The organism is Nitrobacter sp. NHB1, from assembly GCF_036964665.1.
Classification (GTDB): domain Bacteria; phylum Pseudomonadota; class Alphaproteobacteria; order Rhizobiales; family Xanthobacteraceae; genus Nitrobacter.
In genome coordinates, this window is record NZ_JBAMDA010000001.1 from 1,607,298 (window position 1) to 1,621,179 (window position 13,882).

Annotated in this window: 12 protein-coding genes; 9 read left to right on the forward strand and 3 right to left on the reverse strand. The window is 62.3% G+C overall.

Annotation, left to right across the window (positions count from 1 at the left end):
• The first annotated feature begins 99 nt into the window (after positions 1-99).
• The 3 genes from V4R08_RS07560 (at position 100) to V4R08_RS07570 (ending at position 1,213) form a co-directional block, all read left to right on the forward strand.
• Positions 100-288 (forward strand): DUF4169 family protein, encoded by a 189-nt coding sequence (locus V4R08_RS07560; protein WP_335580213.1) that lies wholly within the window; start codon positions 100-102, stop codon positions 286-288.
• Positions 285-539 carry a ribbon-helix-helix domain-containing protein gene (locus V4R08_RS07565; protein ID WP_335578782.1) on the forward strand — a complete coding sequence of 85 codons (255 nt, stop codon included), beginning with the start codon at positions 285-287 and terminating at the stop codon, positions 537-539. The genes V4R08_RS07560 and V4R08_RS07565 overlap by 4 nt, the downstream gene beginning before the upstream one ends.
• A gap of 353 nt (positions 540-892) precedes the next feature.
• On the forward strand, positions 893-1,213 hold the full coding sequence (locus tag V4R08_RS07570; RefSeq protein WP_335578783.1) for a ribbon-helix-helix domain-containing protein: 321 nt from the start codon (positions 893-895) through the stop codon (positions 1,211-1,213).
• Between the two features lie 20 nt (positions 1,214-1,233).
• Here V4R08_RS07570 and V4R08_RS07575 read toward each other — a convergent pair whose 3' ends face one another.
• Positions 1,234-4,914 (reverse strand): AsmA family protein, encoded by a 3,681-nt coding sequence (locus V4R08_RS07575; protein WP_335578784.1) that lies wholly within the window; start codon positions 4,912-4,914, stop codon positions 1,234-1,236.
• A gap of 284 nt (positions 4,915-5,198) precedes the next feature.
• Between V4R08_RS07575 and V4R08_RS07580 the strand changes: the two genes are divergently transcribed.
• Positions 5,199-5,714: a thioesterase family protein gene (locus V4R08_RS07580; RefSeq protein ID WP_335578785.1), complete on the forward strand. Its 516-nt coding sequence runs from the start codon at positions 5,199-5,201 to the stop codon at positions 5,712-5,714.
• Between the two features lie 6 nt (positions 5,715-5,720).
• On the opposite strand, the gene V4R08_RS07585 is transcribed toward V4R08_RS07580, so the two are convergent.
• The gene (locus tag V4R08_RS07585; RefSeq protein ID WP_335578786.1) at positions 5,721-5,897 is read right to left on the reverse strand and encodes a DUF1328 domain-containing protein; all 177 of its coding nucleotides are present in this window, start codon (positions 5,895-5,897) and stop codon (positions 5,721-5,723) included.
• Between the two features lie 277 nt (positions 5,898-6,174).
• Here V4R08_RS07585 and V4R08_RS07590 point away from each other — a divergent pair, with 277 nt between their 5' ends.
• The 3 genes from V4R08_RS07590 (at position 6,175) to V4R08_RS07600 (ending at position 10,499) form a co-directional block, all read left to right on the forward strand.
• The gene (locus tag V4R08_RS07590) at positions 6,175-8,697 is read left to right on the forward strand and encodes an ATP-dependent helicase (protein ID WP_335578787.1); all 2,523 of its coding nucleotides are present in this window, start codon (positions 6,175-6,177) and stop codon (positions 8,695-8,697) included.
• 118 nt (positions 8,698-8,815) lie between these two features.
• Positions 8,816-9,736, forward strand: coding sequence for an ABC transporter ATP-binding protein (locus V4R08_RS07595; protein WP_335578788.1), 921 nt, complete (start codon positions 8,816-8,818; stop codon positions 9,734-9,736).
• 1 nt (position 9,737) lies between these two features.
• Positions 9,738-10,499, forward strand: coding sequence for an ABC transporter permease (locus V4R08_RS07600; RefSeq protein ID WP_335578789.1), 762 nt, complete (start codon positions 9,738-9,740; stop codon positions 10,497-10,499).
• Positions 10,500-10,588: 89 nt separating this feature from the next.
• Here the strand turns inward: V4R08_RS07600 and V4R08_RS07605 are convergent, their stop codons facing one another.
• Entirely contained in the window at positions 10,589-10,930 is a 342-nt protein-coding gene (locus V4R08_RS07605; protein ID WP_335578790.1) for a hypothetical protein, read from the reverse strand.
• Between the two features lie 275 nt (positions 10,931-11,205).
• On the opposite strand from V4R08_RS07605, the gene V4R08_RS07610 reads away from it, so the two are divergent.
• Together V4R08_RS07610 and V4R08_RS07615 are read left to right on the forward strand one after the other, a co-directional pair.
• On the forward strand, positions 11,206-12,006 hold the full coding sequence (locus V4R08_RS07610; protein ID WP_335578791.1) for a L,D-transpeptidase: 801 nt from the start codon (positions 11,206-11,208) through the stop codon (positions 12,004-12,006).
• Between the two features lie 164 nt (positions 12,007-12,170).
• Positions 12,171-13,778: a phytoene desaturase family protein gene (locus V4R08_RS07615; RefSeq protein ID WP_335578792.1), complete on the forward strand. Its 1,608-nt coding sequence runs from the start codon at positions 12,171-12,173 to the stop codon at positions 13,776-13,778.
• Positions 13,779-13,882 lie beyond the last annotated feature (104 nt).

Here is a 13,882-nt window from a genome sequence, read left to right on the forward strand (position 1 = left end):
GGTGCATCATGGTACAGCACAAACGATAGCCGCTTTTGCAGCGGAATTTTTGACCTTTGCAGGTACGCGCTCCCAGCATTTGAGATGGCGGAATCGGTCATGGGGGATGTGGTCAATCTGAACAAGCGCAGGAAGCGCGCCGAACGGGAACGGACGGCGGCGATTGCCGACGCCAATCGCGTGCGCTTCGGCCGCTCCAAGGCCGAGCGCGATCTCATCGAACAGCGTATGATGCGGGAGAAACGTCTGCTCGATCAGCACCGCATCGACGCCGAGGACGGATCATGAAATCGCCGGTAGTGAAACGATCGATCGTGGTGGCCGGCCACAAGACCAGCGTGAGCCTCGAGGAGGCATTCTGGAACGGAATGAAAGAAATCTCTAGCCTTCGCGACATGACGCTGTCCGAGCTGGTCGGCGAGATCGACAGCAACCGTCAGCAGGGCAACCTCTCCTCGGCGATCCGCCTTTTCGTCCTGGACTACTTTCGAAGCCGCGCGATGGCTTCGGGATCCGAAAACAGCCCTAGCGCCGGATAGCGGACATCGGAATCCTCTGCGACGAAATCTCGCCTACGAAATCTTGTCCGGAAATCTGATCCGCGAAATCAGATCCGTATGTCTGCTCACGTCAGCGTCATGATAGTGAGTTACACTTAGGTTGTTTCCCGAATACCGGCGCTCGGTCTTTTCAGCTATTATGTACCTGTACCTCGATGATCCGCCACGGCGCCGATCAGAGGTGGGCCGCTGAAGATCACCTGCATGCCTGCGGCGCGGTCCATCGATGATCCGCAGCATCACTATCGCAGTTTAGACCGAACAAACCGTCCGGTGAGATGTCATCGTGCGCCGATGATGACGCTTTCCGAAAAAACCAGATGGAGTCAATCATGCGAAACGACCAAAGCGGCGATCGCCGCGGCGAGCGCCAATATGCCGTCGTTAAACGATCGGTGATCGTCGACGGTCACAAGACCAGCGTGAGTCTCGAAGACGCATTCTGGACAAGCCTGAAAGATATCGCGATGCGGCGGGGCATGACCCTTTCCACGCAAATCGCCTCGATCGATACCGATCGCAGGACCAGCAATCTGTCTTCGGCGATCCGTCTCTATGTGCTCGAGCATTTTCGCACGCGGGCGGCGAGCACCATGTTCATCGGCGAACGTCTGGCGCCGTCGACGCGGCTTGCGCCGCTTGGCCCGGAATAGCTGCTAGAGCATTTTCGGTTTTAGAGAGCCGGTCGCGCGATCGACGCAGGCGGCCTCTGCACCAGCGGCCGGCGCGGGTGGAGCGGCTTTGGAATTGGCGCGGGCCGTATCTCGACCGGTGCTGGCAGGGGCGCAGCCGATGGCGGCGTCGGCGCATTGGACGCCTGCGGCGTGGCCGCCGGACGCGGCGTAATGGCCATCCGAGGTTTCGCGCGAGACCGCCGCGGATCACGCTTCGGAACCGGTACATTGGCGACGGGCGCATCGTCCGTCGCCAATGGCTTAGCGGAAACGTCTGACGGCTCAACCGGAAGCGATGCTATCGCCGGCGGCGGGATGGCAGGAGGCAGCGCGGGCGACGGCGTCATGCGTTGCTCGATCGAGTCGAGCCTGCGGGTTTCGCGATCGATCGCCCTCACCGCGAGCCACGACGACAGCGCGGCAACGTCAATGCTCCGGTGGATCGCATCGGGCGGCCCAACCGCGAATATCTGAACTGCCGGACGATTGTTCGCGGACCCGGCCGACGTTGAAGCAAGACCCGCGCGGATATCGACCTGGTCCGCCGCGATGTCATAACCGCCGGAGACGATGGCTTGCGCCCCATCGCCATCAAGAGCCGTCGCACCGACACGCAAACGGCCATCTCTCACGGTAAACGGAATTTGCGCCGATGCGACCGCCAGCGGATTCGCAAACAGAGACTGCTCCACGATCCGCTGCAATTTGGCGTCGTTCGATGCTCCGCTATCGCTCGCATTAATGGCGGCGTCGAACATGTGCGGATCAAGTCCCGGAATGCGCGCATGTTCGAGTGTGACCAGACCGTTGCCGGACAGCGCTCCGGCCAGCGCGGACGCGCTGCGGCCGTGGCTTGCAAATGTCATCTGCGCCGAGGCGTGGCCGGCGGGCATCGCCAGTGCACCGTAATGCAACGCCGAACCGTCGACGTTGGTGAGTTGAACCTCCGCATTCAAGGCAACACCGTCGGAGGCTTGCCGGATGTCGAGGCGCGCCGCGGCATCGCCATCGCCGATTTTCCCTTTCATCGCATCGAACGTCAGGGACTGGCCATCCGCTTTGACAGTGCCGCTGACGGGTCGCAATTCGATGCCTCCCGGCAGCACGCCGCGCAGCGCCTCGAATGTGAGTTGACCGCGCCAACCTTCCGGCAGGCCAACACCCAGCGGCTCCGCCGGATCATGTCCCGCGGCGCCGACGGCAAGGCCGAACGCCGATGCCAGATCGAGCGTGTCCATTCCGATTTCGCCATCGACGAGGTCTTCGTTGCCGAAATTCACCGCAACGCGCCCGCGCATACGGGCACCCGCTGCCGTGCCATCGAGATCGTTGAAGATCAGCTTGCTGCCGGCCAGCATGACATGCGACGACAGGCTGACGTTCCGGGCGCGGGAATCGGATGGCTTGAGACCCAGCAGCGGCGTGAGATCGACGCAGCGCACTGCGAGATTAAGATCAGCCTTGCGGTCCGAGGACCATGGCTCCAACGTTCCTTTTATCTCGGCATCCAGATCGGCTCCCGTCATCCGCGCCTTCAGCCGGATCGGAGCGTGCCATTCTCCCATCCCCGTCCCCTCCAGCACGGAGTTGTCGCTAACCGCGATCACGCGGTCGAGACCCAGCAAGGCCGGCAAGGCTCCGCCTCGTTCCGCCGTCAGCTTCGTCCGGAGCGTCACCTCGCTCCGTGCCAATGCATCGAGATCGGCCGTGCGCACGGCTTTGAGCGAAGGCGCCGCAACCAGCGACAGCGTGCCTTTCAGTTGCGGCAGATCGACGTCCAGCTTTGCTCTGGCATCGGCTTTGCTTTTGTCGGCAGGGCCCTTATCGACGTTGAGCGTGAGCTTGAGCCGCGCTGCTCCCGCGACCACCGGCATCGCATCGAGGCGCGCCGCGACGGTCGGCGCGATCGGAGCAATCAAGCTCGTCATCTGCGCAACCGACTGCGATGTCGCATTCAACGATAGCTGGCCGGTGGCGTCGACGCGGTCGAATGCGCCGGAGCCCTCCATCGTGAGGCCGCCGGGCGAGCCGATTTTCAATTGCTCCAGAGAAAACGTCTTTGGTCCATAACTCAATTTGGCGATGAATGGACGCAATTCCTGCCCCGCCGACATCGCGCTATCGACATTCAACGACAACTGTCCCTCGTCCGGCCAAACGCCTTGCGGTCCCGCGATCGCGCGGACCAGACCTGCCGCCGCATCGAGATCGAGACGATCCGCCCTGAGTTCAGCCTCGGCCCGCGTGCCGGCCCCCGTCGAATTGACGAACGCCAGCCGCCCCTCGACGCTGCCGCCCTCGATATCGGCTTTGAGCTGGTCGAAGGCGACCCCGCTTGAATCCACGGTCAAATTGCCACGCAGCCGCAACGGCTTTTGGCTCTGATGGACGATGTCGCTGCGAGCTTGCAGCCAGCCGACCAATGCATCCGGATCGGACGATTCGATATCGAGCGCACCGTTGAAATGTGCGGATGGTCCGGGTTGCGCGATCTGACCGTTAACGGCCACGCTCGTTGAGCCGGGAGCCCGGAACTCCAGCCGACTGATCGTCCATGATGCGGCGTCGCTGCGTAGGTCAGCACCGAAATTTTGTATCGGGCGGCCGCCCAGCATGATCTGGTCCACGCTGATTCCGATTTCGGCGGCAAGCCACGGTTGCGGAATTTTCGTTAGATAGTTTTGTAATGCCGGAAACACCTTTGCAGGCGTGTTCCGATCCTTGCCAAGCAGGCGATCGGCGTCGAGCTGACGTGCGAACAATTCCGCATGAATCCGGGGCGACGCGCCGAAACGAACGTCGCCAACGCCTGCGAGCTTCAGCGCAGCATCGCCCGCACCATAACTCGCATCGACCTGCTCCAGCCGCGCACCGTTCGGATCGGCCTTGACCTTGGCCGACACCCGCCATGGTCTTTGAGACGGGTCGCTCGAAAAATTTTTACCATCGGATTCCGCAGCGCCAGCCAACGTCAGCGCGCCATCGAAATGCGGCACGCGCGCATCGAATGACAACATTCCATCGATGTCGATGGATGCCGCGCGCGTTCCGGGATCGATCGCGATATGAACATGGCTGGCATCGCCGTCGCCCGCCTGACCGGACGATATCCGGAATGGATAGCGCGTTCCCGACAGCATGAAATTGCCGTCGCCGCGAACGGACCCTCCCGACGACCGCACATCGCCGCTGAAAGCGACGTCATTCAATTCAAGCGTGGAGCGGCTGGCCGCATCATGAAGCGCCACGCGGCCCGTGAGGTTCAGCCGGTCAATGGAAAACGAAGCGAAATCGAGCGAGCGCGACGACAGCGGCCAATCAATCCGCCCGCCGGAATCGAGACCGAGGTCGAGCGCGACGCCGTTGATCGTCAATTCGGTCGCGCGCCATTCTCCGCGCATCAGCGAACCCAGGCTGAATTCGACCGCGAGATTGTCGACGCGCACCTTGCCGGGATCGTTCGGCCCTCCGACCACCACTGAACGAAGCTGCAATGACGGCGACGGCAGCAGCCGGGCGTCAAGCCCGCCGTCGACCCGCACCGGCGCGCCGATCACGCGCGCCGCCTCCGCCTCGAATTGGGGCCGAAAGCGGTTCCAGTCGATGAAATACGGCCCGATCAGCGCGGCGATGAGCGCGACAATGAGTGTGATCGCCAGGCCGAGCAGCGTGGTCTGCACGGTGTCTCCCCTTGAATCGTTCCGGCAACATCGAAATCCGCGTCAGTATGGCTCTTTCGGACATCGTGCCTGAGCCCCCAAGACTGCCGTATCGATCCCAGGCCTGCAAGGCTGCACCAAACGAGCCGATGCAACATAATATCGCCAACTGTGGCGAAGTCGCAGCGACGATCGGCACGTTTTCCGCGGCTGAACGGGACTCCATGATGAAAAGACCGAGGCAAAGGATGTATAGTGGGTCGAGGGATCCGACAAATGCAGGATGGAGAATGCAGGGGTAGAGAATGAAAGGCACGCCCGCCACCGGCCCGGACCGTAAGCCTGAATCCTTTCAGTGTTCGGTCTTGCGGATCGAGCCGCAGTGGATCGACTACAACGGCCATCTCAACATGGCCTACTACAACGTCCTGTTCGACCGGGCGACCGACGAGTTTTGGCTCGAACTTGGAATCGGACCCGACTACGTGAAGACGCGCAACGGTTCGACGTTCACCGCCGAGTGTCATCTGCGTTATTTACGGGAAGTTCATCTGGACGACCCGGTGCGGGTGTCCGTTCTGCTGGTCGCCGCCGACGAAAAGCGTCTGCACACCTTCGAGGAGTTGCGGCACGCCACCGAAGGATGGCTCTCGGCGACCTCCGAGAACATGACTGTTCACATCAACATGGCCGCTCGCAAAGTCGCGCCCTTCCCGCCCGATATCCGTGCACGCATCCAAGCCGTCGTTGACGCCCACAGCGCCATCGCGCGCCCCGAGGGCATCGGCCGGCAAATCGCGATGCCCTCGAAGTCGCGTTAGCCGGCGCTACAAGCCGGTACGGCCCCGCCGCGCGAACCCCACCACAGCCGAAATTAGAAACAAGATGAGGGCGACGAAGAAGATGATCTTCGCGATTTCGATGGAAGCGCCCGCGAGACCGCCGAAGCCCAGAATACCTGCAATCAACGCGATCACGAGAAAGGTTACAACCCAGCTCAGCATGACTTGACCTCCATTCTCAGCGCACCGTCTCGCGCATGGCCTGAGAAAACAATCCATCCCCGGAACAAAGGTTCCTCGCCGCAGGAGGGTGAGAAGTCCTGAAAAATCGTCGGTTTTACGGAACAAAATCGCGATCGCCGGAACGGGATCGCCAGCTCGCCTGGAGGCGGGAAAACCGATGCCAATGGCGTCGGCGCCCCTATATATCTTCTCAATCCTGCTAAGAAGGCTCCCCTTCGCCGCCCCGCAGTGTCATCGTGGGGAGAAGACGATTCGCATGACCGAACCGAACAGACTGATCCATCGCGACGTTCCCGAGCACCAGCCTGCCGCCGGTGGCATCGCTGCGCGCGCACGCGCGGCGGCAACGCCACAGTATCTGGCCGGGCTCAATCCGGAACAGCGCGAGGCGGTGGAAACGCTGGACGGGCCGGTTCTGGTGCTGGCCGGCGCGGGCACAGGCAAGACCCGCGTGCTGACGACCCGCATCGCGCATATCCTCAGCCAGGGCCGCGCCCGCCCCGGTGAAATCCTGTCGGTAACCTTCACTAACAAAGCCGCGCGCGAGATGAAGCATCGGCTTGGCCAGATGCTCGGACAAGCCGTGGAAGGCATGCCGTGGCTCGGCACCTTTCATTCCATCGGCGGCCGGATTCTGCGGGTTCATGCCGAACTGGTGCAGCTCAAATCCAACTTCACCGTTCTCGATGTGGACGACCAGATCCGCCTGCTCAAACAGCTTCTGCAGGCCGACAACATCGACGACAAGCGCTGGCCGGCGCGGATGCTGGCGGGGCTGATCGACGGCTGGAAAAATCGCGGGCTGACGCCGGCGCAGGTGCCGTCCGGCGAAGCCGCCGTGTTCGGCAACGGCCGCGGCGGCAAGCTCTATGCCGCCTACCAGGCGCGGCTGAAAATTCTCAATGCCACGGATTTCGGCGACCTGCTGCTGGAGAACATCCGGCTGTTCCGCGAGCATCCGGACGTGCTGCGGCAATATCAGGGCCGCTTCAAGTTCATCCTCGTCGACGAGTATCAGGATACGAACGTCGCACAATATCTGTGGCTGCGGCTGCTGTCGCAGGCGCCGTCGCAATCGCAATCGCAATCGCAATCGTCATTGCCGGGCTTGTCCCGGCAATCCATCGTTTCTCCAGAAGATGGATCACCGGGTCTCGACGTTTCGCGTCGGCCCGGTGATGACGCACGGAAAAAGGATGCCTCCCCACCCAAAAACATCTGCTGCGTCGGCGACGACGACCAGTCGATCTACGGCTGGCGCGGCGCCGAGGTGGACAACATCCTGCGCTTCGACCACGATTTTCCCGGCGCCAAGGTGATCCGGCTGGAGCGCAACTACCGCTCCACCGGCCATATCCTGGCCGCCGCCTCGCATCTGATCGCGCATAACGAGGGCCGGCTCGGCAAGACGCTGCGCACCGAGGATGTCGATGGCGAGAAGGTCACCGTCACCGGCTCCTGGGACTCTGAGGAAGAAGCCCGCGCCATCGGCGAGGAGATCGAACAACTCCAGCGCGCCGGCGAAAAACTGAACGAAACCGCAATCCTGGTGCGCGCCTCGTTCCAGATGCGCGAGTTCGAAGACCGCTTTGTGACCCTTGGCCTGCCCTATCGCGTCATCGGCGGTCCGCGCTTCTACGAGCGCGCCGAAATCCGCGACGCGCTCGCCTATCTGCGCCTCATCAACTCGCCGGCCGATGATCTTGCCTTCGAGCGCATCGTCAACGTGCCCAAACGCGGCCTGGGCGATGCTACCGTCCAGATGCTGCACGAGATCGCTCGCAAGCGGCAGATCCCGCTCAGCGAGGCCGCCCGCGCCGTCGTCGAAACCGACGAGATGAGGCCGAAACCACGCGGATCGCTGCGCGCTTTGCTCGACAGTTTCGACCGCTGGCGTGTGCAGCGCGAGACCATGCCGCACACCGAGCTTGTCGAGATCGTGCTCGACGAGAGCGGTTACACCGAGATGTGGCAAAAGGACCGCTCGGCCGACGCCGCGGGCCGGCTCGAAAACCTGAAAGAGCTGGTGCGCTCGATGGAGGAGTTCGAGAACCTGCAAGGTTTCCTCGAACATATCTCGCTGGTGATGGACCGCGACGGCGGCCCCGACGAGGATGCCGTCTCGGTGATGACGCTGCATTCCGCCAAGGGGCTCGAATTCGACAACGTCTTCCTGCCGGGCTGGGAGGAAGGTCTGTTTCCGCATCAGCGTGCGCTGGACGAGCAGGGACGCGCCGGCCTTGAGGAAGAACGTCGCCTCGCCCACGTCGGCCTGACACGGGCGCGCCGTCGCGCGAAGCTTTACTTCGCCACCAACCGGCGCATTCACGGTTCGTGGTCGACAACCATCCCATCGCGTTTTCTCGACGAACTGCCGGCGCAAAATGTCGAGATCACCGAATCCAAGGGCGGCTCGGGCTGGGGCGGAACGGGCGGCTACGGCCCCTCGCGTTTCGACAATGTCGAGTCGTTCGGCTCGAGCTATGCGACGCCCGGCTGGCAACGCGCGCAGGCCAATCGCGGCCGCGGCGGGTTCAATGAGGCCGGCACGCCCTACAATGCGAGCCGATCGAAATCGAAGCACGCGCCATTGACCATCGACGGTGAACTGGTCGCGAAATCCACCGGCACGACCTCCACCTTCTCACCGGGCGATCGGGTCTTTCACCAGAAATTCGGCTACGGTAAAGTGGCGCGGATCGATGGCAACAAGCTGACCATCACCTTCGAAAAAGCCGGCGAGAAAAAGGTGGTCGATAGCTTTGTGGAGCGGGTGTAGCCGATTGCGGAACATCGCCCGCATTCCTATCTGTTGACCGGTATTCTCCATCGTCCTGCCACCCTGCCGCGATAACCCGTCCCCTTCACTCCTCCCGCTCACAGCGTGTCAGGCCTGCATGTCGCCCATCATTTCCGTTTCCGGCCTGTCGAAGACCTACGCCTCCGGCTTCACGGCGCTGAAAACCATCAACCTCGATATCAACCGGGGCGAGATTTTTGCGCTGCTCGGCCCCAACGGCGCCGGCAAGACCACGCTCATCAGCATCATCTGCGGTATCGCGAACCCGTCGGCGGGACAGGTGCTGGTCGACGGTCACGACATCCAGCGCGACTTTCGGGTCACCCGCTCGCTGATCGGCCTCGTGCCGCAGGAACTGCATACCGATGCGTTCGAAACGGTCTGGGCGACCGTCAGTTTCAGTCGCGGACTGTTCGGTAAACGGAAGAATCCGGCTCATATCGAGAAGGTTTTGAAGGACCTGTCGCTGTGGGACAAGAAGGACAACAAGATCGTCACGCTGTCCGGCGGCATGAAGCGGCGCGTGATGATTGCAAAGGCGCTGTCTCACGAACCGCAGATTTTGTTTTTGGACGAGCCGACCGCGGGCGTCGATGTCGAACTGCGCAAAGCCATGTGGGACGTGGTGCGGACGCTGCGAGCCTCTGGCGTCACGATCATCCTGACGACGCACTACATCGAGGAGGCCGAGGAGATGGCCGACCGGGTCGGCGTCATCAACAGGGGCGAGATCATCCTCGTCGAGGAAAAGACCGTGCTGATGCAGAAGCTCGGCAAAAAGCGGTTGAAGCTTCATCTGCAAGGCAGGCTCGATGCCGTACCTGCGCCGCTGGCAGCCTACAATCTCGAACTTGCCGACTGCGGCAGGGAGCTGATCTACACCTACGACACCCGAAGCGAACATACCGGCATCACCAGCCTGCTGAGCGAACTCCGTGCTGCCGGCGTCAAGTTTTCCGACCTCGATACGACCCAGAGTTCGCTGGAAGACATCTTCGTCAGTCTGGTGAGGGCCTGAGATGAACTTCGAGGCTGTGAAGGCGATCTACCTGTTCGAAATGTCGCGAACCTGGCGCACGTTGCTGCAAAGCATCGTATCGCCGGTGGTCTCGACGTCGCTTTACTTCGTGGTGTTCGGCGCGGCGATCGGATCGCGCATCACGCAGGTTGAAGGCGTCAGCTATGGCACCTTCATCGTGCCCGGATTGGTGATGCTGTCGGTGCTGACGCAAAGCATCACCAACGCCTCGTTCGGCATTTACTTTCCGAAGTTCGTCGGGACGATCTATGAGATCCTCTCGGCGCCCGTGTCCTATGTCGAGATCGTGCTGGGCTATGTCGGCGCGGCTGCGACCAAGTCTATCATCCTCGGCCTGATCATTCTGGCCACCGCCGGCCTGTTCGTGCCTTTGCACATCCATCATCCGGTCTGGATGATGATCTTCCTGGTTCTGACCTCTGCGACATTCAGCCTGTTCGGCTTCATCATCGGCATCTGGGCCGACGGTTTTGAAAAGCTGCAGATGATTCCCCTCTTGATAATTACGCCGCTGACCTTCCTTGGGGGAAGCTTCTATTCGATCAGCATGCTGCCACCCCGTTGGCAAACCATCGCGCTGTTCAATCCGGTGGTGTATCTCATCAGCGGTTTCCGCTGGAGCTTTTACGAGATCGCCGACGTCAGCGTGTCCGTGAGCATCGGCATGACGCTGGGTTTTCTCGTGATCTGCATGTTGCTCGTATGGTGGATTTTCAAGACCGGATACCGGCTGAAAAACTAAACCGCATCGCATACGGCTAAATCGCATACGGCTAAAAAAATGCGGCCCGGTTCGATCCGGACCGCAGTCTTATCATGGAGGAAAGCTCCTTATCGCCGATAGCAGTGGAAATGGCCATGCTTCCAATAGCCGCGGCATCGATGTCCGCGGCGCGGCCCGCGATCCGGAATGCCGAGCACGCCCTTGACGCCGCCGACCGCGCCACCAACGCCGGCGCCAAGCGCGCCGCCGATCGCACCGCCGACCGGACCGGCTGCGCGATTGCCTTCGCGCGCTCCTTGGTTTGCACCCCGCTCCATGCCTCCGAAGACGCCTTGCGCATGCACCGGATGCGGAATGGATATGAAGGCCAGCGCGGCTGCCACAGCCGCTACCGCGACCTGCAGCCGGATGGAAGCTTTGATCGGCAATACTCCGGTTCTGATCGTCATCTGTGTCTGTGTCCTTTTGTTGCTGGCTCGGCCGCGAACGGGCCTTGGTCACTGGATGGAGGTAAGCACAACGTGATCGCGCTCCAAAAGTTCCATGGGCACCGTCGCAGCGGTAGCCCGTTATAAAACCGTCTCTCACAGGGTTTTCCCCCCACACCGCCTTGGTTATGCCGCTTCGCGAATTAACGATGCCGCGACCCCGCTACTGGAAGCGGAGCCGTTTCAAGCGCATATATCGAGCGGGGACGGCAGGTGGCATTCGAGGCCGAGGTAAAATGCGTAAGTTTTTTATTCCGATCGTCGGTCTGATGTTTTTTGCCGCCGGCAGCATCGCCGAGGCGAAGGTGTCGATCCTTGTCGACAAGGACAATCAGCAAATGACCGTCTCCGTCGACGGTGCCGAGCGCTATCATTGGCCGGTCTCGACCGGGAATCCGTCACATGAAACCCCGAACGGCAAATTCCAGACCTTCCGCATGGAAGCCAACCATTTCTCCAAGGAATTCGACGACGCGCCGATGCCGCACTCGATCTTCTTCACCAAGGTCGGTCACGCCATCCACGGCACCTTCTCCGAGGGCAGCCTCGGCGTTCCGGTGTCGCACGGCTGCGTACGCCTCTCGCGCGCCCACGCCAGCACACTTTATGCGCTGGTGCAGAAGGAAGGCGTCCTCAACACCACCGTTACGCTGACCGGATCGTCGCGTGTCGCGCTGGCGCGCAATCCTCGCGGCAAGCGCAAAACCGATGTCGCCCGTCGCGACCCGGCGCCGGGCTACCAGTCTTATGACGCCGCCGGAAATCCGGTCGATCTGACCCCACCCGCTCAGCAGCCGCAGGCCACCGTTCGCGGCGACGACGGCTATATCTATCCGGCGGACGGCAGTTCCAGCGATCAGCGCTATCCCGCTCCGCGCAGCTATCGCCGCATCTACGGCGCGCAGAACGTTCCGCAGCGGCGGCAGTCCTACAACAGCGATCAAGCGGATTACGGTTATGCGCAGCCTTACCAGCCGCAGGTTTACGCGCCGCGGCCCTATCAACCGCGCGGCCTGTTCTCGGAGTTCGACGACTGATCGCTAATGGTCTTCGCCGTCGCGAAGCCGCCATCGGACCATGCCGCGGCGGCGAGCCCGAAATCGATCCGCCCGGTCTTGTGCCGTCCATCGCCGTCTCCGATAAAGGCGCTATGAACGGCAGCCGAACGAAACGGCCGACCCATATTCATTTGAAGCGGATCATGTCGGACACCGACGTCGTCATCATCGGCGCAGGCCACAACGGCCTGACCTGCGCGGCCTATCTCGCGATGGCTGGGCTGCGGGTCAAGGTCGTGGAGCGGCGCAAGGTGGTGGGCGGCGCTGCGGTGACGGAGGAATTCCATCCCGGATTCCGCAATTCGGTCGCGGCCTACACCGTCAGCCTGCTCAATCCGAAAGTCATCGCGGACCTGCGGCTGCATGACCACGGCCTGCGGATCGTCGAACGCCGCGCTCAGAACTTTTTGCCTGCGCCCGATGGCCGCTACCTCCTCACCGGCGAAGGCCGCACCGCGGCATCGGTCGCTCGCCTGAGCGAACGGGATGCCGGCGCGCTCGGCGACTTCATGCGCGAGCTGGAAGAGATCGCCGACGTCATCCGGCAATTCGTGCTGCGCGCGCCGCCCAACCTGGTCGAGGGGTTCGGCCTCAACGCCGCGCATGAAATCGTCAACGCCGCCGGCGCGGCGGGTATCCTGCGCGGCCTCTCGCTGGAGCAAAAGCGCAGCCTGCTCGATCTGTTCACCCGATCGGCCGGCGACATGCTCGACGACCGCTTCGAGACCGATCTGGTCAAGGCCCTGTTCGGCTTCGACTCCATTGTTGGCAACTACGCCAGCCCCTACGCGGCCGGCTCGGCCTATGTGATGCTGCACCATGCCTTCGGAGAAGTGAACGGCAAGAAAGGCGTCTGGGGCCACGCCATCGGCGGCATGGGCGCGATCACCCAGGCGATGGCGACGGCCGCCCGCGCGCGCGGCGCCGAGATCGAAACCGATGCCGGCGTGCGCGAAGTTATCGTCGAGCGCGGCCGCGCGACGGGTGTGGTCCTCGACGACGGACGAACGATCCGCGCAAAATATGTCGCTGCGAACGTCAACCCAAAACTGCTGTATACGCGGCTGCTGCCCGCCGGCGCACTCTCGGTCGCCTTTCTCAACCGCATCAAGACCTGGCGCAACGGCTCCGGGACGTTCCGGATGAACGTGGCGCTCGAAGCCCTCCCCTCGTTCTCCGCCTTGCCGGGCGCGGGCGACCATCTCAGCGCCGGCATCATCATCGCGCCCGGTCTCGAATACATGGACCGTGCCTGGCAGGACGCGCGACAGTTCGGCTGGAGTCGCGAGCCGGTGGTGGAGGTTTTGATCCCGTCGGTAATCGATGATTCACTCGCCCCGTCCGGCCGCCATGTGGCCAGCCTGTTCTGCCAGCATGTGGCGCCGCAGTTGCCCGACGGCGCGTCCTGGGATGACCATCGCGACGAGGTCGCCGACCTCATGATCGCGACCGTCGACCGCTACGCGCCGGGCTTTGCCGCCGGCGTGATCGGCCGGCAGATTCTGTCGCCGCTCGATCTCGAGCGCGAATTCGGACTGCTCGGCGGCGACATTTTTCATGGCGCGTTAACGCTGAACCAGTTGTTCTCGGCCCGACCGATGCTGGGCCATGCCGATTACCGGGGACCGCTGAAGGGTCTCTATCATTGTGGCTCCGGCGCGCATCCCGGCGGCGGCGTCACCGGCGCACCCGGCCATAACGCCGCACGCACGATCCTGCGAGACCACCGGGCGCTGTTCGCCCACCGTTAGAGCCTTTCCGCTTCTGATGGAATCAGAAGCTGGGCTCTATGATTTTGATTTAACGCGTTTTCTTCGCGCGAACCGGTATCCATCCTCGGGTCAAGCCCAAGGAC

What these genes read in the sequence shown, in the direction of transcription:
- V4R08_RS07560 (WP_335580213.1), top strand. Translation starts at nt 100, where the DNA reads ATGGGGGATGTGGTCAATCTGAACAAGCGCAGGAAGCGCGCCGAACGG.
- V4R08_RS07565 (WP_335578782.1), top strand. Translation starts at nt 285, where the DNA reads ATGAAATCGCCGGTAGTGAAACGATCGATCGTGGTGGCCGGCCACAAG.
- V4R08_RS07570 (WP_335578783.1), top strand. Translation starts at nt 893, where the DNA reads ATGCGAAACGACCAAAGCGGCGATCGCCGCGGCGAGCGCCAATATGCC.
- V4R08_RS07580 (WP_335578785.1), top strand. Translation starts at nt 5,199, where the DNA reads ATGAAAGGCACGCCCGCCACCGGCCCGGACCGTAAGCCTGAATCCTTT.
- V4R08_RS07585 (WP_335578786.1), bottom strand. Translation starts at nt 5,897, where the DNA reads ATGCTGAGCTGGGTTGTAACCTTTCTCGTGATCGCGTTGATTGCAGGT.
- V4R08_RS07590 (WP_335578787.1), top strand. Translation starts at nt 6,175, where the DNA reads ATGACCGAACCGAACAGACTGATCCATCGCGACGTTCCCGAGCACCAG.
- V4R08_RS07595 (WP_335578788.1), top strand. Translation starts at nt 8,816, where the DNA reads ATGTCGCCCATCATTTCCGTTTCCGGCCTGTCGAAGACCTACGCCTCC.
- V4R08_RS07600 (WP_335578789.1), top strand. Translation starts at nt 9,738, where the DNA reads ATGAACTTCGAGGCTGTGAAGGCGATCTACCTGTTCGAAATGTCGCGA.
- V4R08_RS07605 (WP_335578790.1), bottom strand. Translation starts at nt 10,930, where the DNA reads ATGACGATCAGAACCGGAGTATTGCCGATCAAAGCTTCCATCCGGCTG.
- V4R08_RS07610 (WP_335578791.1), top strand. Translation starts at nt 11,206, where the DNA reads ATGCGTAAGTTTTTTATTCCGATCGTCGGTCTGATGTTTTTTGCCGCC.
- V4R08_RS07615 (WP_335578792.1), top strand. Translation starts at nt 12,171, where the DNA reads ATGTCGGACACCGACGTCGTCATCATCGGCGCAGGCCACAACGGCCTG.